Genomic DNA, 19,763 nt, shown 5'->3' with positions numbered 1-19,763 from the left:
GCGCATGGGCGTCTTGACGCGCAAGCGCCAGCGACCATTGTGCACCCTCGCGGATCATCGCGAAGACCGACAGGAGCACAACGGGCGTGGGCGCAAGCTGGATCAGGACGACGTGTCCGAAGCCGTCAGAGGATCATCGTGCAGCGGCGGAGCAACGGCAGGGTCAACTGACCAAGCCGCCGGGTTCGCTTGGCGCGCTTGAGCTTCTTGCGGTGCGTCTGGCCGCGTTGCAGGCGACTGAGCGCCCGAGCGGGCAGCGCGCGCCTATCATTCTGTTCGCGGGCGATCATGGCATCACCGCGCAGGGCGTTTCAGCGTATCCTTCCGATGTCACCGTGCAGATGCTGCACAATTTCGCCAACGGCGGCGCTGCTGTTTCGGTGCTGGCGCGCGAACTGAACGTGCCGCTTGCGGTGGTCGATGTCGGCACGCTCGGCGAAGCTGACATTGCCGGTGTCACCAGCGACAAGCCACGGCACGGCACGCGTGATTTCTCGCGTGAGGCGGCGATGACGGATGCAGAGCTCGCGTTTGCGTTCGATGCCGGCAAGCGCGCGGTGGAACGGGCAACGGTTGCGGGCGCTGATCTCGTCGTTCTGGGCGAAATGGGCATAGGCAACACAACGTCGGCGGCTGCGATTGCTGCGGCGCTGCTGGCGTGCCGCGCGCAGGATGTCGTCGGCGCCGGCACCGGTCTCGACAACGACGGCATCCGCCACAAGGCGCAGGTGATCGATGCGGGGTTAAGCCTGCACGGATTGGATCGCGGCGAGGTTTCACCGGTCGAGGTGCTGCGTTGTGTCGGCGGGCTGGAGATCGCAGCGCTTGCGGGTGCGATGATCGCCGCCGCGCAGCGGCGCCTTCCAGTGCTCGTCGACGGTTTCATCGTCACGGCTGCGGCGCTGGCGGCCTGTCGCATCAATCCGGATTGCGCGCCGTGGCTGATTTATTCGCATCGCTCGGCCGAGCGTGGGCATCGACTGGTGCTCGATGCGTTGGCGGCTGAGCCCATTCTCGATCTCAAGTTGCGCCTGGGTGAAGGATCAGGCGCGGGGCTGGCGTTGCCGGTGTTGCGGCTCGCGTGTGCGCTTCACAATCAGATGGCAACGTTCGAGGAAGCGAGCGTTTCAGGTCCGGTGCCATGAGCCAAGCTGCGGCATCGGTGCTGATCGATCTGATCCGTCACGGCGAGACAGTAACGCCGGGGCGACTGATCGGCCGCAGCGATCCGCCGCTTTCCGATTTAGGGCGGGCGCAGCTCAAGCGCCAGACGCACGGCCGCAACTGGGACGCGATCGTTTCATCACCGCGTTTGCGTACGCTTGAACCGGCGCGGCTGATCGGTGCAGACCGAAAACTCAGCGTGCGCATCGATGACGATTGGCGCGAACTGGATTTCGGCGCGTGGGACGGGCGCACGCTGGAGGAACTGCGGACTGATTCCGCAACGGCAGCGGCGGTGACGGCATTCTACAGTTTCCCTGATGCACCCGCCGCGCCGGGTGGTGAAAGCTGGCATATGCTGGAAGCGAGGGTAGCGGCGGCGTTGCGGCGCTTGCTTGATCCGGCGGCCGCCGGACCATCGCCATCGCCATCGGCAACCGTGTTGGTCGTCACCCACGCCGGGCCTATCCGCGCGGCGCTGTCGGTGGTGTGCGCCATTCCGTTCGCCAACCTGTGGACATTCCGGATCGAACCGGGAACGCGCATTACGCTGAGGGTTGGCCGCGATGCGCAAGCTGGTCTATGGGGAGAGATCGTTGAGGTCGTCCAGCCATGAACATCAAGGCGCACATCCGGTCGTTTTCCCATGCGCTGCAGTTCCTGACACGGCTGCCCGCGCCGCCGGTTGATGTTTTCGACCCCGCTGATCTTTCCCGCTCCGCGCTGTGGTTTCCTGCCGTTGGCGCCATTGTCGGTGCAATCGTCGCCGCCGCAGTCATGGTGGGCGGACTGGCCTCGCCCTGGATCGGTGCGCTGCTTGGCCTGGTGGCGTGGGTGTGGGTAACCGGCGCGCTGCATCTCGATGGCCTTGGCGATGTCACCGACGCGCTTTCAGGATCGCACCGCTCGCCTGAAAAGCTGCTGCAGATTATGCGCGATCCGCATCTTGGCGCGTTCGGCGCGATTGCCATCGGGCTGCAGCTCATCGCCAAGCTGGTGCTGCTGGCGGAAGTGGCTACGCAGGCCGGCTTTATGCCGCTGATACTGATTGCTGCCTGGGCGCGGTTGGGCGCGCCGGTGTGGAGCCTTGCCGTGCCGCCGCTGGCAACGGGATCAGGCGAGCGCTTCGCATGGCAGATCGACCCGCGCTTGATCGCAGCCGAAGCTGCCGTGCTGACACTGATAACGGTGTGGTTTGCGCCGGTGTTGCTAGCAGCACTGCTTATCATTCCGGCCATCGCACTTTACTGGCGCTGGCGGCTTGGCGGGATTACGGGGGATTGCCTCGGCGCCAGCATTGAGGTGAGCGAGACGTTGTTGCTGCTTCTCCTGGCGGTGTGGATCGCATAGTTTGCTGCACGGAATATCTGTCGCGCCCGCATGGCATCGAGGGGCGCGAAATAGAAATTTGGGGGATTTCTGAGATGTCGGAAGCCATCGTCAAACGTATGATGTGGTTTTTATTTCTTGTCGCGGCGAGCATCGTCGCGACGACGGTATTCGCCTGCGCATTTCCATTCGCGGCGGTTGCAGCGCTGGCTGCGCTCGATACCGAATATGAGGATGGGGCGTGGCTGGTTGGCGCCTCATGGCTGGCCAATCAGGCCTATGGCTTCGGCGTGCTCGGCTATCCGCTTGAGCTGCAGGCGTTCGGCTGGGGACTGTTCATGGGCGCCGGTGCGATTGCGGGCTACTATGCGGCGCGCGCGATTGTGTTGGCACTGAAGCCCTACGGCATGATCGCGATGCTTGCTGCTGCTCTCCCGGTGGCATTCCTCGTCTATCAGGCAGGCATCTATGCTGGCACGTTGGTGCTTACGCACGGCGAAGGCGCGTTCCTTTACGATGTCGTGCAGTATGTGGCGACTGTAGAGGTTATCGCGTTCGCGGTGCTGCTGGTTGTGCACCGGATTGCCTTTGCAGCGGGTTTTGTGACGCCGAACGCGATCGAGCGCGCATAACGGTCGGCTCAGTAAACGCCCGTTACTTCAGCATTAGCGGCAGGCCGGCCGCAACGAAAACAACGCGGTCGGCCGCCGCTGCCATGCGCTGGTTCAAGCGCCCCTGCGCGTCTCTGAAGGCGCGGCCGAGCGCGGTTTCCGGCACCAGCCCCATGCCCACCTCGTTCGACACCGCAACGATTGGCGCGCGATGGTTGCCGCGCGCAATCGCAGCGATCAGGCGCTCAGTCTCCGCATCGATATCGCGCTCGGCGAACATCATATTGCTGAGCCACAGGGTGAGGCAGTCGATCAGTGTCGGGCCGGCAAGCGTCGGAATAGTTTCCGCGAGCGTCAGCGGCGCGTCCAGCGTCTGCCACTGTTCATCGCGGCGGTCGCGGTGGTGGGCGATGCGCTGGCGCATTTCCTCGTCCAGCGCCTCAGCGGTGGCAATATAGGTCCACGGCGCGGGCAGGCGCTTTATCAGCTCTTCAGCATAACGGCTTTTGCCGGAGCGGGCGCCGCCCAGAACAAGGGTAAAGCGTGGCGTTTCATCAGTCACGGGCGGGGGTCCGATCTGCCGCAGAGGTTTTAGCGGCTTTCTTATCGGCCTCCGTTTGTCCCGCGGCAAGGGTAGGATAGAACGGCGGCAGGAGCAGCGTGGCAGCAGGAGCCTCAGAGAAGCGAGATGACCGGCGACAGGCGACACAATCCGCCTCAGTTCGATGACGCGTTCCGCGCGCGTTTGCGCGAGCTCGTGTTCTGGCGCCGCGATGTGCGCCGGTTCCGTTCTGAGCCGGTTGATGGTGCGCAGCTGAGCGAACTGATCGCGCTGGCCTCCCGTGCGCCGTCGGTGGGCTACAGTCAGCCGTGGCGGTTCGTTCTGGTGGAATGTCCTAAGCGCCGCGCGCAGGTGCGGGCCTCGTTTGAACGCGCGAACGCGGACGCGCTTGCCTCCTATGGCGAAGACCGTCGCGGGCTTTATGCGCGCCTCAAGCTTGAAGGGCTCGACGTCGCGCCGGTGCATCTGGCGGTTTTCGCCGATGAAGCGACGGCTGCGGGAGCCGGACTTGGCAGCCGCACGATGCCGGAGACGATGCGTTATTCGGTGGTCGGCGCCGTGCAGACGCTGTGGCTGGCGGCGCGCGCGCACGGACTGGGTATTGGCTGGATCTCGATCCTGGAGCCCGATGTCGTTTCGGCGGCGCTGGATGTGCCGGCCACGTGGAGGCTGGTTGCGTATCTGTGCATCGGCTGGCCAGCAGAGGAGCACCTCGATCCGGAACTGGAGCGCAGCGGATGGCAGGACCGCGTTGACGTGTCCGGGTTGATCGTCAAGCGCTGACGGTGATTGCGCGCGTTGATATGCAACCTCACTCAGTTAACTTCACTCAGCGGGCGCGTGCGACGCTTCCGGTTCGGATTTCGCGCGGCGCATCGAGAACCGGCGCACCACTACGTAGAACACCGGCGTAAACACCAGCCCGAACAGCGTGACGCCGATCATGCCCCAGAACACGCCGGTGCCGAGCGCGATGCGCATTTCAGCGCCTGCGCCGGTGGCGATATAGAGGGGTACGACGCCGAGTGTGAACGCCAGTGACGTCATCAGGATCGGACGCAGACGCAAGCGGCTGGCTTCAACAGCGGCCGTTACGAGATCACGCCCCTGATCTTCCAGCTGGCGCGCAAATTCGACGATGAGAATGGCGTTCTTGGCTGCCAGACCGAGCAGCACGATGAAGCCGATCTGCGTCAGGATGTTGATGTCCTGTCCGTGCAGGCGCACGCCGAACAGCGCGCTGAGCAGACACATCGGCACAATGAGAATGATGGCCAGCGGCAGCGACCAGCTTTCAAACTGTGCCGCAAGCGCAAGGAACACGAACACCACTGACAGCACGAAGATGTAGTAACCGGTGCCTCCGACCTTGACCTCCTGATAGGAAAGGTCGGTCCACTCGTAGGTGATGCCCTCGGGCAGTTCCTGTTTGGCCAGCTCCGCCATCATCGCCAGACCCTGGCCGCTGGAAATGCCGGGCTTCAGCGCGCCGTTCACTTCCACGGTTGGGAACAGGTTATAGCGCGGCACGCGATCGGGCCCGGAGATGTTGCGGAACGTGATCAGATTGCCGAGCGGCACCATCTGTCCCATCTCGTTGCGCACGCGGATGCGGCTGACGTTCTGCGGATCGGTGCGGAAATCGGCATCCGCCTGCGCGGTCACGCGGAACGTGCGTCCGAACATGTTGAAGTCGTTGACGTAGGCCGAGCCGAGATAAACGCGCAGGGCTTCGAAGATGGCTTCCAGCGGAACCTTCAACATCTGCGCCTTGTCGCGATCAACGTCGACGTAAAGCTGCGGTGTGCCGCTGGAATAGCTGGTGAAGACGTTGGAAATTCCAGGCAGCTTGTTGGCTTCGGCGATGAAATCGTCGGCAACCGCCTGGAACTCGGCCGGTGTCATGTTGGCGCGGTTCTGCAGGCGCATGGAGAAGCCGGTCTGGCCGCCCATGCCGCGCACCGGCGGCGGAACGAACACGGACGTTTTGGATTCTTCGATGACATCCAGTCGGCTGCGGATGTCATCGACGACGACATCAATGTCGAGGCCGCGCTTGGCCCGTTCGCGCGCATCCTCGACGATGGCGAAGATGGTGCCCGAATTGCTGGCGTTCGATCCGGTTGATCCCGCCCGTCCGGTGTATGCGGAGGTATGCGCGACGCCCGGAACTTCGAGAACGATTTTGTTCGCGCGCTGGATCACCTCATCGGTGCGCGGCAGCGATGCACCCTGCGGCAGCTGGATCGAAACGATGATGATGCCGCGGTCCATCTTCGGGATGAAGCCGGTGGGCGTGTGAAACAGCATCCAGCCGGCGATGCCCAGCAACACGGCGTAGACCATCAGCATCAATGGCGAAATGCCGATGATGAAGCGGACGAACACGCCGTAGATTTCCGACAGTTTGTCGAAGATGTAATTGAAGGCCCGGAAGAACGCGTGCACCGGCCACATGAGCAGGCTTTTCTTCTCGTGGCTGGCGTGCGGTTTCAGCAGCAAAGCGCACAGCGCCGGGCTGAGCGTCAACGAGTTGAAAGCCGATATGACGGTGGCGGTTGCGACGGTAACGGCGAACTGCTGATAAAACTGTCCCGTGATGCCGGCGACGAACGCGGTCGGCACGAACACGGCGGTGAGCACCAGCGCAATGGCGACGAGGGCGGTGCCCACTTCATCCATCGTCACGCGGGCGGCTTCGATGGGTGAAAGCCCTTCGGCCAGTTTGCGTTCTACGTTCTCGACCACAACGATAGCGTCATCGACGACGATGCCGACGGCCAGCACAAGGCCGAACAGCGTCAGCATGTTGATAGAGAATCCCAACCCCTGCATCACCGCAAAGGTGCCGATCAGCGAGACGGGGATGGCGACGAGCGGGATGATCGTGGCGCGCCATGTCTGCAGGAACAGCAGCACCACGATGATAACGAGCAGCACCGCCTCGGCGATGGTGATGTAAAGCTCGTCGATGGATTCTTCGATGAACTCGGTCGGATTATAGACGATCCGATATTCCAGCCCCTTGGGGAAGCGCTCGGCAAGTCGCGCCATCTCGGCCTTGACGGCGTTGGTGGTTTCGATGGCGTTGGAGCCCGGTTGCTGGGTGACGATCAGCACCATCGCGGGGTGTTCGTCCTGATAGCCGTAGGTGGTGTAATTGAGCGCGCCAAGTTCAACGCGGCCGACGTCCTTCACACGCACCACGCGGCCATCTTCGCCGGTTTTCAGTACGATATTTTCGAATTCGCTGGGCTCAAGCAGCCGGCCCTTAAGCTGCAGCGAAACCTGAAAGGCTCCGACATCACCCTGCGGTGGCTGGCCAAGCGCGCCACCGGCGACCTGCACATTTTGCGAGCGCAGAGCAGTGAGCACTTCCTCGGCCGTCATGCCACGCAGCGCGATGCGCTCGGGATCAAGCCAGATGCGCATTGAATACTGGCGATCACCGAACAGTGTGACGTTGCCAACGCCCTTGATGCGCGCCAGCTCGTTCTGCACGTTCAGCAGCGCATAATTTGAGACGTAGACGGAATCGTAGGTGTTGTCGGGCGACAGCATGTGCACGACCAACAACAGATCCGGTGAGCGCTTCTCAACCGTCACGCCGTTGCGGCGCACTTCTTCCGGCAACCGGGGTTCTGCCGATGCGACGCGGTTCTGCACCAGCACCTGCGCCTTGTCGACGTCAGTGCCGATATCGAACGTAACGCTCAGCGACATGGTGCCGTCGTCGGTCGACTGCGAGTACATGTAGATCATGTCCTCGACGCCGTTGATCTCCTGCTCGACGACGGAGGCAACCGTATCGGCTACGGTGACAGCGTTGGCACCGGGATACGTCGTGGTGACGGACACTGTGGGTGGCACAATTTCAGGAAACTGTGCAACCGGCAGTGTCAGGTAAGCGATCGAGCCGACGATGACGATGATGAGCGACAGAACGGTGGCGAAGATCGGCCGGTCGATGAAGAAGCGGGAGAAGCGCATGGGGCTTACCGCCTTACCGGAGCGGGCGGTATGTTAGCGGGCGCGCCGCCAGCTTTCGGATCTGCATTGGAGACGGTGAGAGGTGTGCGGCGCGGATTGATCTTCATGCCCGGACGAACACGCTGCTCACCGCGCAGGATAACCCAGTCCTCCGGCTCCAGCCCTTTGCGGATCACACGCAATCCGTTGTCCATCGGGCCAAGCTCGACGGTGCGCCGCACGGGGATATCGTCGTCGCCGACCACATAAACAAAACGGTTGGCCTGATCGGTGCCGATCGCTTCATCCGGCAGCAGCAGCGCGGTGTATTCCGGCGAGCCCTGCACACGCACGCGGGCGAACATGCCGGGCGAAAAGAAGCGATCCGGATTGGCAATGACAGCGCGGGCGCGCAGCGTGCCGGTGCCCTGATCGAGACGGTTTTCCAGGAAGTCCAGTTTCGCGGTGTGCGGGAAGCCTTCTTCGTCCGGCAGTTCGAGCCCGACGGTTGCGCCCACGATGCCCTGAGTGCCTTTGCCCTGCGACTGGGACATCCGCTGATATTTCAGCGCATCGTTCTCGCTGATGTCGAAATAGATATAGATGGGGTCCTGCTTCACCAGAGTCGTCAACAGCGTCGAAGCCGATTCCGATCCGCCACCGCTGACGAAATTGCCCGGCGTCACATACGTGCGGCTGATGCGACCCGCGATGGGCGCGGTGATGCGCGTGAAGCTGAGTTCCAGTTCGGCCGCCTTCACGCGCGCGTCGCCAATCTTCACCAGCGCTTCAGCGTCACGCAGCAGGTTCTCGCGGTCGTCGAATGCCTTCTTTGAGATATGCTCACGCTTGAGCAGCGGCAGGCCGCGGTCGACATCCAGCTTGGCGTTGTTGACGCTTACCTTGGCCTGATTGAGCTGCGCCTTGGCTTGATCCAGTGCACGTTCGAACGGCCGCGGATCGATCGTGAACAGCAGGTCGCCCGCGTTCACTTCCTGTCCGTCCTTGAAGTTGACTTCGGTCAAGTAGCCGGACACGCGGGCGCGAACATCCACGCTTTCAACCGCGTCGAAGCGGCCGGTGAATTCATCCCACTCGATGATCTTGCGCGATGCGGGTTGAGCGACGGTCAGCGTCGGGGCTTTCTGGCCGGCTGCTGCAGATTTCTGCGCAGGCGACGCCGCGCTACTGCTGCCGGCGAAATAGTCTTGAAGCGATTTATTGGCGGTTTCGACCTGTGTTCGCAGGTCATCAATGCCCGCGCCAACGGTGCGTCCGCGCACGGGGCCGTATGCGACGACGGCAGCTGCGGCGGCCAGAAGGACGATCAGGATGAGGTAGCTGGGACGCATTACAACTCACAGATCATGCTGAACCGGCGTGCACCGGAACCGGTCATCCGGCAGATATTACTCGCAAAAAGTAAATCCACTGCCGACAGGCCGTTACGGCAATCTTTCATAACGCCTCGGATTGAAGCTTTTGTGCGCTTTTCCTCCGCTGTGCCATCCCGACAGCAACAGGGGCGGACCCGGCGTAAACCTGAGCCCGCCCATGTAACGTAGCTAGCGGTTACTTTCCGTCGCGCGCACCGTCGACGCTGAATGCGCCGGGGCCAGCGGCCACGAGATAAAGGAAGACGAAGCAGAACAGGATGGCGGCATCACCACCATTGTGCACCGGATAAATGCTATTCGGCGCATGGGCGATCCAATATGCGAACGCCATCAGACCGCTGAGTACAAACGCGACCGGGCGCGTGAAAAGACCAATAAGAAGAAGAAATCCACCAAAGGTCTCAAGTGCGCCAGCAAACCACGTGAGCTGGAACAGCTCCGGCTGGCCACGCGTGGCTTCAGGGAAATTGAACAGCTTCTGCGTGCCATGCATCATGAAAAGCCATGCTGCAACAATGCGAAGCAAGCCGAGCAGGCGTGGCGCCCACACGGTTTCGAGTTCTGTTTTAGTCATTCCCATGCGCTCCTGTTCTTCATTTTTGATTTGAACAAGGTAGCGTTGTCTTATGTCGCGCTCAACAAATGTGCGCACGGTATTACCAGCGCAAAAGTCGCGATCCGATCAGGGCGCCCACGGCCGCCACGAGAAGAGCTGAAAGAATATACCAGGTCGCCAGAAACAGCGGGCTGTCGTCGCGGCAGTACATTGCATAATAGCTGGCCGCGATGCCGGTGGCAGCAAGCCCCGCAACAGCGCCGGCAAAGGCTGGCCGCGTGGGCGCGCCTTTTTTTATCGCCATGAGGAGCACCGACAGGGGCGCGAGCGCAAGAAACGGTATCGTCACGATGCAGCCGTGCGAGTTCATGCCGACCATGGTGCTAAGCCATTGTTCGGCAGGCAGCGCGATCAGCTCCAGAATGATTCCAACAATCAAAATCGCCGGTGCAGCAGCCAGAAGCAGCAGCGGTCCTTTTTGTGTCTGCTCCGGGCGCATGAGCAAAGTCGCTACAGCCAGAGCGGAGAGAAACAGAGATAGCGTAAAGGCCCATTTGAACAGGAAGCGCGGATCGGTCAGCGCCGATGCCATGTCTCCGCGCACCGGCAGCCAGGCAAAGAACACCGCTCCGGTCACCAGGGCAGCCAGCGCGGCGGCGATCCATACAATGCGATGGACCGGGGATGGTGGCACCGCCGTGTCAGCGACCAGCGCATTGATCAGTTCGTCAGTCTTCATGTGCGGTCGTCTTCCCGGTGCAGTGCGCCAAGCGCTTTCAATCCGCGATGTAGGGTGACACGCACTGCAACTTCTTTCATTTGCAACCTTTCGGCCACTTCCTTGATCGACTGCCCATCGATGCTGATGGCTTGCACCACGTCGCGCTGGCGGCCGGGCAGACCGTTGACCAGACGCTGCGCGTCCTGACGATCCAGCTCGCTGCTATCCTCTTCGACGGCCAGCGTTCCGATGATGGCGTCTATCGGAACCTGAATGCGTCTACCCCGGCGGCGCAGCGCATCGATCAGCTTGTGGCGCGCTATCGCACGTACCCATGGCCCCAGGGGCTGCTCCGGGTCCCACGTATTGCGCTTCAGATGCAGCGCAAGCAACGTTTCCTGCAGCACATCCTCGACATCATTTAACGGCGCGCCCGCATGGGCGAAACCGCGCCGGATAGCGGAACGTAAACTTTGCGATAACGCATGTAGCACGGCGCGATAGGCAGCATCATCACCTGCGAGAGCCGCTCGCATCTGGGCAGCCCATTCTTCCTCTCGCAACGTCTGAACCACAAAGCGCCCCATAGGCTGTTCGCGGCCCGGTCATGGTTCGTTACAGCACCGCGGCGAGACAGCTAACGGGGCACGAAAGACGGGCTTTTATCTTGCGTAGCAGGCCGGGCGGGGGGCAGCAATCCATAATGGTTCTAAGGTGGGCCCGGAGTTCCTGCGCCGATGCTCAGGTAGCAGCAGGCGCTGCGGCTTCAGGGCCAGTAGCTGCACCATCATCACGCGGCAACCCAGCATCCGCCGACGACGGAATTTCATCCAGCTTTGCAGGCGCTGCGCCGCCAAGCTTGCGGTGCACGCGGTCAAGCATCAGGTAGATAACCGGCGTCGTGTACAGCGTGAGGAACTGCGAAACGAACAGACCGCCGATGATGGTGATGCCGAGCGGACGGCGAATTTCCGAACCCGGTCCTTCGGCGAACGCCAGCGGTATGGCGCCGAGCAGTGCGGCCAGCGTTGTCATCAGGATGGGACGGAACCGGGCAAGGCACGCTTCATAGATCGCGGCGGCAGGCTTCATGCCGCGCTCGCGCTCACCATCGAGCGCGAAGTCGACCATCATGATTCCGTTTTTTTTGACGATGCCGATCAGCAGAATGACGCCGATGAGCGCCGTCATCGAAAGTTCCATCTTCGCGAGATAAAGTGCCAGCAGCGCGCCAAGCCCCGCCGATGGCAACGTCGAGATGATGGTGATGGGATGTGCCAGGCTCTCGTAAAGCACGCCCAGCACAATGTAGACGGCGATCAGCGCCGCCAGAATGAGAAACAATTGCTGCGTTGACTGCGCAGCGAATGCAGCCGCATCGCCAGCCATCTCACCACGCAGATTTGACGGCGTGTGCAGATCCGCCATTGCCTGCTCGATGTCGTTCAGCGCCTGCTCCATCGTGAAGCCGGGGGCGATGTCGAAACTGATGGTGATGGCGGGGAACGGCCCCTGATGATTGATACGCAGCGGAGCGGTGGTTTTCTCCATGCGGATGAGGCTGGTCAACGGAACCTGCGAATTGCCATCGGCGCTGGGCACGAAAATATGCTGCAGGTCGGATGGATCGCGCTGCAGGCGGGGATCGACCTCAAGAATGACGCGATACTGGTTGCGCTGGGCATAGATGGTAGAAATCTGCCGCTGGGCAAACGCGTTGTTCATGGTGCTGTCGATGTCGGAAATGCGCACGCCCATGCGCGCAGCGGCCTCGCGATCGATCTTGACGTCGAGTTGCAATCCGCCTGCCTGCCGGTCGTCGGAAACATCGATGATGCTGGGGATGGTGCGCATGCGCGCCTGTACCTTGGGCGCCCATTCGTTCAGTTCATCGATGTCTGGGTCCCACAGCGTGTATTGATATTGCGAATTGCCCTGCCGTGCGCCGACGCGAATATCGCGCGACGGAAACATGCGCACCTCCGCGCCCTTGATATGCGAGAACTTGCCCCGCATGCGCTGCACGACCTGCGCAGTAGAAACGCCGCCGCGCTCCTCCAGCGGCTTGAGATCGATGAACATGCGGCCGGTGGTGCTGCCGCCGGGGCCGGGTCCGGAGCCGCCAAGCGACGAGCCGACGTTGTTGACCGCTGGATCGGCGAGCACCACGTCCAGCGCCTGCATCTGCAATTTAAGCATGGCCTCGTAGGAGACATCCGCCGATGCTTCGACCGATCCCATGATGAGACCGGTGTCGTCCTCGGGGAACATGCCCTTCGGGATCTGCACATAGAGATGCGCGGTCAGCAGGATCACGCACAGCAGCGAGAACAGCGTGACAATCTGGTGTCGCAGGGCGACGCGCAGCGTGCGGGCATAGAGCCCGACCATCCAGTCGAGCGCTGCTTCGACGATACGGTCGAAGCGGTTGCGAATGCCTTCGTTGCTGTGCTTGATGAAGTGGGCGCAGATCATCGGCGTTACCGACAACGACACCACAACCGAGACCGCAATCGCGACGACGAGCGTTACTGAGAACTCGCGCAGCATGCGGCCCATAACGCCGCCCATGAACAGCACCGGAATGAACGCGGCGATGAGCGACACGCTGATCGATATGACGGTGAAGCCGATCTGGCGCGCACCCAGAAGGGCAGCGCGCATCGGCTCCATGCCCTTTTCGAGATTGCGAAACACGTTCTCGATCATGACGATGGCGTCATCGACAACGAAGCCGACTGCGATAACGAATGCCATCAACGTGAGGTTGTTCACCGAGTAGCCGAGCGTCCACATGACGGCGCATGTGCCAGCCAGTGACAAAGGCACCGTGATGCCGGCCGCGATTGTTGGTGTGATGCGGCGCAGGAAAACGAACACGACGACCATCACCAGCGCGATGGACAGCACCAGCGTAAACTGCATGTCATGTACGCTGGCGCGGATCGTCATGGTGCGGTCGGTCACGATATGCAGATCGATGCCCGCAGGCATCCAGCGCTCAAGATTAGGCAGCATCGCCTTCACGCCATCGACCGTTTCCAGCACATTGGCGTCCGGCTGCTTGCGTATGATGAGCAGCACAGCCGGCTTGCGGTCGTGCAGGGCGATTGACCGCGAATTGAGCGTGCCGTGTTCCACCTTGGCGACATTGGACAGCCGCACTACGTTGCCGTCGCTCGTTTTCAGGACAAGCGCGCCGTAGTCGTCGGGGTCGAGAAGTTGCGTGTTGGTCTCGACCGTCAACGCGCTCTTGTCGCCGTCGATCACGCCAACCGGCTCTAGCGCATTGGCTGCCGTAATCGCGTTGCGCACCTGATCCATGCTGACGCCGACACCGGCCAGCAGGGTAGGGTTCACGCGCACGCGAATTGCAGGCTGCTCCGCGCCGCTGACATCCACCTGCGCAACGCCCGGAACCTGCGAGATGCGCTGCGCAACGATGGTGTCGGCGGTGTCATAGACCTCGCTGGGCGACATCGTGTCGGAGGTTAGCGCCAGGATCAGCACCGGCGACGCTGAGGGATTGTATTTGCGGAACGTCGGCACCTGCGGCAGGTCGCCGGGCAGATCCGCCGCGGCTGCGTTCAGCGCGGCCTGCACATCGCGGGCGGCGCCATCAACGTCGCGGCTGAGATCGAACTGCACCAGAATGCTGGCGGAGCCCTGCGAGCTGGAAGATGTGAGTTCGGTGACACCCGCAATCTCGCCGAGGCGACGCTCGATGGGCGCGGCGATGGTGGCCGCCATCGTCTGCGGATCAGCGCCGGGGCTGCTGGCCTGCACGCGAATGGTCGGAAAATCCACCGCAGGCAGGCTGGCGACGGGCAGATCGTAATAGGCGGTGGCGCCGAGCAGGAACAGGCCGATCGCCATCAGCGCGGTGCCGATCGGACGTTTGATGAACGGAGCGGAGAAATTCATGGCACTCGCTCCGCTATTCCGCTGCGGCAGGGTTGCTGGCCGCATTTGCTGCCGGCGTTGCGTTTGCAGCTGCGGGCGAGCCACCGGTCAGCCTTGCCTTGAGCCGTTCCATCGCCAGATAGATCACCGGCGTTGTGTAGAGCGTCAGTAATTGGCTGAGGATCAGGCCGCCCACAATGGTGATGCCGAGCGGATTGCGCAGCTCCGAGCCAACGCCGCCCTCAAGCGCAAGCGGCAGCGCACCGAACAGAGCGGCCAGCGTGGTCATGATGATGGGGCGGAAGCGCAGCAGCGCTGCCTCGACGATGGAGTCGCGCGGATTGAGGCCACGCTCGCGTTCGGCGTCGAGGGCGAAGTCGATCATCATGATCGCGTTCTTCTTCACGATGCCCATCAGCAGCACGATGCCGATCAACGCCACCAGCGACAGATCGAGTCCTGCGAGCATCAGCGCCAGCAACGCTCCAATGCCGGCCGATGGCAGCGTGGTGAGAATTGTGAACGGGTGGATGAGGCTTTCATACAGAATGCCGAGCACGATGTAGATGGTGACGATGGCGGCAAGGATGAGCCACGGCTGGCTCTGCAACGATGCCGCGAACTCGCTGGCGTCACCGAAGAAGTTACCGGTGACCGACGACGGCATGCCGATGGCGGCCTCAGCTTGGGCAACGATCTCGACCGCGTCGCTCAGCGCAGCGCCGGGCACAAGGTTGAAGCTGATGGTCTCGGCCGGGAACTGATCCAGATGGCTGACCGCCAGCGGCGCCGTCGTGTGCGTGATCTTGGCGACGGAGGTAAGGGGCACCTGCGCGCCGTTGCTGGACGGCACATAGAGGCGGTTGAGACGCGATGGATCGGTGCGGAACTGCGGCATCGCCTCCAGCACGACACGATACTGGTTCGCCTGCGCGTAGATGGTGGAAACCTGGCGCTGGCCGAATGAATCGTTCAACGCGTCGGCTACTGCCTGCACCGTGACGCCAAGGCGCCCCGCAACCTCGCGATCAACATCGATGCGGATGCGCGCGCCTTCGCTCATCGTTTCGAGGTTCACATCGCTGAGCATCGGCGAACGGGCCAACTCAGCGGCAAGCTTCTGCGTCCAATCCTTCACCTCGTCGATGTCGGTGCTGACTAGCGTATATTGATATTGCGCGCGGCTGGTGCGGGTGGCGATCTGCACGTCCTGCACCGGCTGGAAGTACACCCTGACGCCTGGAATGGACGCAACCGCCCGCTGCAGACGCTCGACAATGCCGGCCGCAAGCACCTCGCGTTGAGCGCGCGGAATGAGCGTGATTTTCAGATGCGCGATGTTCGGCGTCGGATTGAGCTGGCCAACACCGACGACAGCAACAACGCCAGCGACGGTCGGGTCCTGGCTGACAAGCTTGGCCACCTCCGATTGCAGGCGGCTGAGTTCGGTGAACGACACCTGCGGTTCGGCTTCCAGCGTGGCGGTGATGAGGCCGGTGTCCTGCGCCGGCAGGAAGCCCTTCGGCATCGCCACGTACATCCACACCGTGATCACCAGCGTCAATGCAGTCACCATCAGCGTCGCCGTCTGGTGGCGCAGCACAACCTCAAGGCTGCGGCGATAGCCTTCGATGATGCCATCGAAGATCCAGTTGAAGCCCCGGCTCAAAACGTTGCCGCGCTGCTCCGGCTCGTGCTTCAGCAACTTGGCCGCCATCATCGGCGTAAGCGTCAGCGAGACAACGGCCGACACCGTCACGGCGATGGTGAGCGTGAGCGCAAACTCGCGGAACATGCGGCCGACAAGACCGGTCATGAACAGCAGCGGGATGAACACGGCAATCAGCGACACCGTCAGCGAGATAACGGTGAAGCCGATTTCGCGCGCGCCATCGAGCGCGGCACGCAGCGGCTTCTGGCCCTTCTCGATATGACGGACGATGTTCTCGATCATCACGATGGCGTCGTCGACAACGAAGCCGGTGCCGATGGTCAGCGCCATCAGCGAAAGGTTGTCGAGGGAGAAGCCGAAGAAATACATCACCGCGAACGTGGCGATGAGAGAGACGGGCAGCGCCACGCCGGCAATGATTGTTGCCCGGCCGGAGCGCAGGAACACCAGCACCACCATGACGATCAGCGCCACCGACAACACCAGCGTGAACTGCACGTCGTGGATCGACGCGCGGATCGTATCGGTGCGGTCATGCACCAGCGTCAGCTTCACGCTTGTCGGCAGCGCGCGCTCGATACGCGGCAGCTCTTCGGTCAGGCGCTCGACGGTTTCGATGACGTTGGCGCCGGGCTGGCGCTGCACATCGATGATGACAGCGGGCGAATTCTGATACCAGCCACCGACGCGGGCGTTTTCCAGCCCCTCGGTAACGTCGGCAACATCCTTCAGGCGAACCGGCGCGCCGTTGCGATAGGCGATGACCACGTCGCGATAGGCAGCCGCCGATGCGATCTGGTCGTTGGCGGCGATGGAATAGCTTTGATGCGTGCCGTCGAGCGAGCCCTTGGGGCCGGAAACGTTCGAGCTGGTTATGGCGCTGTTGACGTCGGAAATGCTGAGGCCATACGCGGCGAGGCGCGAAATATCGGCCTGGATGCGCACGGCAGGGCGAATGCCACCCTCGACCGAGACATGGCCGACACCGCTGACGGTGGAGAGGCGCTGCGCGATCAGCGTATCGGCCAGATCGCTCAGCTCGCGCATGGATACGATGTCAGACGTGAGCGCCAGCGTGACGATGGCGCTGTCGGCCGGGTTGACCTTCGCGTATGTCGGCGGATACGGCAGGTTGCGCGGCAGCGTCGAACCGGCGGCATTGATGGCCGCCTGCACATCCTGTGAAGCGGCGTCGATATCGCGGCCCAGGTTGAACTGCAGCGTGATCTTGCTGAGCCCGAACGAACTCGTCGATGTCATCGTCGCGAGATCGGGAATGCGGCCGAACTCGCGCTCCAGCGACGCCGTGACGAGCGTAGACATTGTCTGCGGATTGGCGCCGGGAAGCTGCGTCGTCACCTGGATGGTGGGGAAATCAACCTGCGGCAGCGATGAAACCGGTAGCCAGAAATAACCCAGCCATCCGCCCAGGATCATGGCGAAGGCGAGGAGAGAGGTGGCGACCGGCCTCAGGATGAATGGGGCCGATACGCTCATGGCGCGTTACCGGAGGCGGAGCCTTCGACGTTGGCGCGTTTGCCTGCACCGGGTGCGCCCTTGCCGGAAGCATCGCCGTCGCGCATGCGGCGGCCTTCGCCGTTGCCACGGTTGGCGCGCTGCACAGGAGCAGCCGCTGCCGCAGGAGCAAGCCCGTTGATAGATGCAGTGTCGCCGGGCGCACCACGGCGCGTGGAGGCTTGCGAAGGCCCTTCACGGCCGGCACCGGAGGTTGCAGGCGGCGGAGCAGCGTCACCGGGGGCATCGACGCGGACATCGGCGCCATCCTTCAGGCGCGAGAAGCCGGTGGTGACGACCTTATCGGCGGCGGCAACGCCGCTGGCGATCACCGAAAGGTTTTCGTCCTGCTGCGTGATCGTCACGTTGCGTAGCCGAGCCTTGTTCTCAGCATCGACGACATAGACGAACGCGCCTTCCGGTCCGCGCTGGATTGCGGCGGTCGGCACAACGACAACCTGATCGAGCGTATCAACCAGCAGACGCACGTTGACAAACTGCCCCGGCCAGAGCTGCAGATCCTTGTTATTGAAGTCGGCCTTCAGGCGGATGGTGCCGGTGTTCTGGTCCACCTGATTGTCGACAACCTGCAACTCGCCAGTATCGAGCACGCCCTTGCTGTCGGTCTCCAGCGCTTCCACCTTCAGCGCGCGCTTGGCGGAGGCCCGGTTGATCGACGGCAGATCCTGCTGCGGCAGCGTGAAGACAACCGAGATCGGCTGCACTTCGGTGATGACGACGATGCCGGCATCGGAGGCGCGCACCAGATTGCCAACGTCAACCATACGCATGCCGGTGCGCCCCGAAATCGGCGCCACAACGCTGGCATAATTCAGATAGGCGCGTGCGCTTTCGATCGCGGCGTCGTCCTGCTTGATCTGCGCTTCGAGCTGCGCCACCAGCGCGCGCTGGGTGTCTACCGTCTTAGCGGCGATGACATTGGATGAAAGCTTGGTGTAGCGCTCCAGATCCAGCTTGGCGTTGGCAAGCTGGCTTTCATCGAGCGCCTTCTTGGCCAGCGCCTGATCGAGCTGGGCCTGATAGGTGACAGGGTCGATCTGCACGAGCAGATCCCCGGCCTTCACCTCCTGGCCTTCCTTGAAATCGACCGAAAGGATCTGACCGTCGACCTGCGGGCGCACAGTTACCGTGTTGCGGCCCCGCGCCGTGCCCACACCATCCAGCCAGACCGGAATGTTGGCCAGTTTTGCATCCGCAACCACGACCGGCACCGGACCGGCCATGCGGGCGCCACGGAAGCCGCCGCGCTGGGGCGTGTTGCTGCCCTGCGTGTAGTAGATCGCGGCGGCGGTGATGCCGGCAATGGCGAGGATCGCAAACAATGATTTGAAGAATTTTCTCACTGGCGTTCCTGTCCCAAAACCTGCCCCTGACCAGAGACTGCAAAGCGGCAACACTGCGGCGTCGATGATGAAAACGGTCGGTAGGGCTAAAACCGTCGCTGCAATCGCCCCGGTGCTACAACCTTTTTGTAACAGAACCAGCGATTGCAGCCTTGGATAGAATGTTGGCGGCGGCACAATTGGCGCGTGACACTCAGCTCACACGTTTGGGTGGATCGCCTGCGGCTTGAAGTGCCAGTGGCCTGCGATTGTGGGGCGGGGCTTTTGCCAATAGACAGGGCGCTCTTTAACTCCGCCCGCGCGGGGCTCATCCATCGGACCTGCGAGGCGGTCATACCCTGGCCCAGGAGCTGCGATGATACTTCCTGATATAGGGGTTGGGGCCCGCAGCGATCATTTATTCTCACAGCATGTAGAGCGTTGAATTATCAAAGTTATGCGGAAAAATTCTGATGTAAAATGGCGTCCTGCGCGCGCTCGCGGCGGTGCGGTTCGGCGTTGGCTGGGTCCGATGGTGCTGGTCGCCACAGCGGTTCTGAGCATCTGGTGGCTTCGGCCGGCCATCTGGCCGACCGCTGAAGCCGTGCAGCATATGCCAGCACAGCCCAAGCCCAAGGCGCTGGCTAGCGATGCAACCGGCATGCAGGAGACCGGCATGCAGGAGAATGTTCCCGAGCCACGCCCGGCGCGACAGATCCGCAGATCGGAGAGCAGGCGCGACGCCGGCCAGCAAGAATATGGCTACGCCAGTCCGCCGCCGAGGCATCAGCCGCCGCCCCGGCGTGGTGCGGCAGACTATTGATTTTTAGTCAGATATTTTTGCCGGTCACCATAGTTATGGAGTGAACGCTGTCTGCAAATTGCCCGGCAATCGGGGGCGTTTGGCACGTCACCGTCGCCACGTGAGAAATACTTTCCCCAGCTAATTTGCTTGAAAAGCAAGTTTGGATAGGCGCGCTAATCAAATCTCATATTCACTGATCGGATGATCCTCCATCTG

15 protein-coding genes are annotated in these 19,763 nt (G+C 62.2%); 6 read left to right on the top strand and 9 right to left on the bottom strand.

What is annotated here, in order from left to right; translation table 11 throughout:
* Positions 1–86: 86 nt before the first annotated feature.
* The 4 genes from cobT (at position 87) to C6Y62_RS00590 (ending at position 3,125) form a co-directional block, all read left to right on the top strand.
* Positions 87–1,145 (top strand): nicotinate-nucleotide--dimethylbenzimidazole phosphoribosyltransferase, encoded by a 1,059-nt coding sequence (cobT, locus tag C6Y62_RS00605; protein WP_173952383.1) that lies wholly within the window; start codon positions 87–89, stop codon positions 1,143–1,145.
* Positions 1,142–1,780 carry a histidine phosphatase family protein gene (locus tag C6Y62_RS00600; protein ID WP_210257964.1) on the top strand — a complete coding sequence of 213 codons (639 nt, stop codon included), beginning with the start codon at positions 1,142–1,144 and terminating at the stop codon, positions 1,778–1,780. Before cobT ends, C6Y62_RS00600 begins: the two co-directional genes overlap by 4 nt.
* On the top strand, positions 1,777–2,514 hold the full coding sequence (gene cobS, locus C6Y62_RS00595) for an adenosylcobinamide-GDP ribazoletransferase (protein WP_173952382.1): 738 nt from the start codon (positions 1,777–1,779) through the stop codon (positions 2,512–2,514). Before C6Y62_RS00600 ends, cobS begins: the two co-directional genes overlap by 4 nt.
* A 74-nt stretch (positions 2,515–2,588) precedes the next feature.
* Positions 2,589–3,125: a hypothetical protein gene (locus C6Y62_RS00590; RefSeq protein WP_173952381.1), complete on the top strand. Its 537-nt coding sequence runs from the start codon at positions 2,589–2,591 to the stop codon at positions 3,123–3,125.
* 22 nt (positions 3,126–3,147) lie between these two features.
* On the opposite strand, the gene cobU is transcribed toward C6Y62_RS00590, so the two are convergent.
* Positions 3,148–3,666, bottom strand: a complete 519-nt coding sequence (gene cobU, locus C6Y62_RS00585) for a bifunctional adenosylcobinamide kinase/adenosylcobinamide-phosphate guanylyltransferase (protein WP_068463758.1) — start codon at positions 3,664–3,666, stop codon at positions 3,148–3,150.
* Between the two features lie 126 nt (positions 3,667–3,792).
* Between cobU and bluB the strand changes: the two genes are divergently transcribed.
* Positions 3,793–4,449, top strand: a complete 657-nt coding sequence (gene bluB / locus C6Y62_RS00580) for a 5,6-dimethylbenzimidazole synthase (RefSeq protein WP_173952380.1) — start codon at positions 3,793–3,795, stop codon at positions 4,447–4,449.
* Positions 4,450–4,491: 42 nt separating this feature from the next.
* On the opposite strand, the gene C6Y62_RS00575 is transcribed toward bluB, so the two are convergent.
* The 8 genes from C6Y62_RS00575 to C6Y62_RS00540 all read right to left on the bottom strand — a co-directional run bounded on the left by C6Y62_RS00575 (position 4,492) and on the right by C6Y62_RS00540 (position 18,763).
* Positions 4,492–7,656 carry an efflux RND transporter permease subunit gene (locus C6Y62_RS00575; RefSeq protein ID WP_173952379.1) on the bottom strand — a complete coding sequence of 1,055 codons (3,165 nt, stop codon included), beginning with the start codon at positions 7,654–7,656 and terminating at the stop codon, positions 4,492–4,494.
* A gap of 5 nt (positions 7,657–7,661) precedes the next feature.
* Positions 7,662–8,987, bottom strand: a complete 1,326-nt coding sequence (locus C6Y62_RS00570) for an efflux RND transporter periplasmic adaptor subunit (protein WP_173952378.1) — start codon at positions 8,985–8,987, stop codon at positions 7,662–7,664.
* Between the two features lie 220 nt (positions 8,988–9,207).
* On the bottom strand, positions 9,208–9,606 hold the full coding sequence (locus C6Y62_RS00565) for a DoxX family protein (RefSeq protein ID WP_068463769.1): 399 nt from the start codon (positions 9,604–9,606) through the stop codon (positions 9,208–9,210).
* Positions 9,607–9,688: 82 nt separating this feature from the next.
* Complete coding sequence (locus C6Y62_RS00560; protein WP_173952377.1) at positions 9,689–10,327, bottom strand: NrsF family protein; 639 nt, start codon at positions 10,325–10,327, stop codon at positions 9,689–9,691.
* Complete coding sequence (locus C6Y62_RS00555) at positions 10,324–10,896, bottom strand: sigma-70 family RNA polymerase sigma factor (protein WP_210257963.1); 573 nt, start codon at positions 10,894–10,896, stop codon at positions 10,324–10,326. Before C6Y62_RS00555 ends, C6Y62_RS00560 begins: the two co-directional genes overlap by 4 nt.
* Positions 10,897–11,050: 154 nt before the next feature.
* Positions 11,051–14,233, bottom strand: a complete 3,183-nt coding sequence (locus tag C6Y62_RS00550) for an efflux RND transporter permease subunit (RefSeq protein WP_173952375.1) — start codon at positions 14,231–14,233, stop codon at positions 11,051–11,053.
* A 13-nt stretch (positions 14,234–14,246) separates the two neighbouring features.
* Complete coding sequence (locus C6Y62_RS00545; protein WP_173952374.1) at positions 14,247–17,381, bottom strand: efflux RND transporter permease subunit; 3,135 nt, start codon at positions 17,379–17,381, stop codon at positions 14,247–14,249.
* Positions 17,378–18,763, bottom strand: a complete 1,386-nt coding sequence (locus C6Y62_RS00540) for an efflux RND transporter periplasmic adaptor subunit (protein WP_338074317.1) — start codon at positions 18,761–18,763, stop codon at positions 17,378–17,380. The genes C6Y62_RS00545 and C6Y62_RS00540 overlap by 4 nt, the downstream gene beginning before the upstream one ends.
* Before the next feature lie 436 nt (positions 18,764–19,199).
* Here C6Y62_RS00540 and C6Y62_RS00535 point away from each other — a divergent pair, with 436 nt between their 5' ends.
* Positions 19,200–19,565, top strand: coding sequence for a hypothetical protein (locus tag C6Y62_RS00535; protein WP_173952373.1), 366 nt, complete (start codon positions 19,200–19,202; stop codon positions 19,563–19,565).
* Positions 19,566–19,763 lie beyond the last annotated feature (198 nt).

The sequence above is a fragment of the Hyphomicrobium sulfonivorans genome, from assembly GCF_013306565.1.
GTDB lineage: Bacteria > Pseudomonadota > Alphaproteobacteria > Rhizobiales > Hyphomicrobiaceae > Hyphomicrobium_A > Hyphomicrobium_A sulfonivorans.
This window is presented reverse-complemented; position numbering and strand designations above follow the sequence as displayed.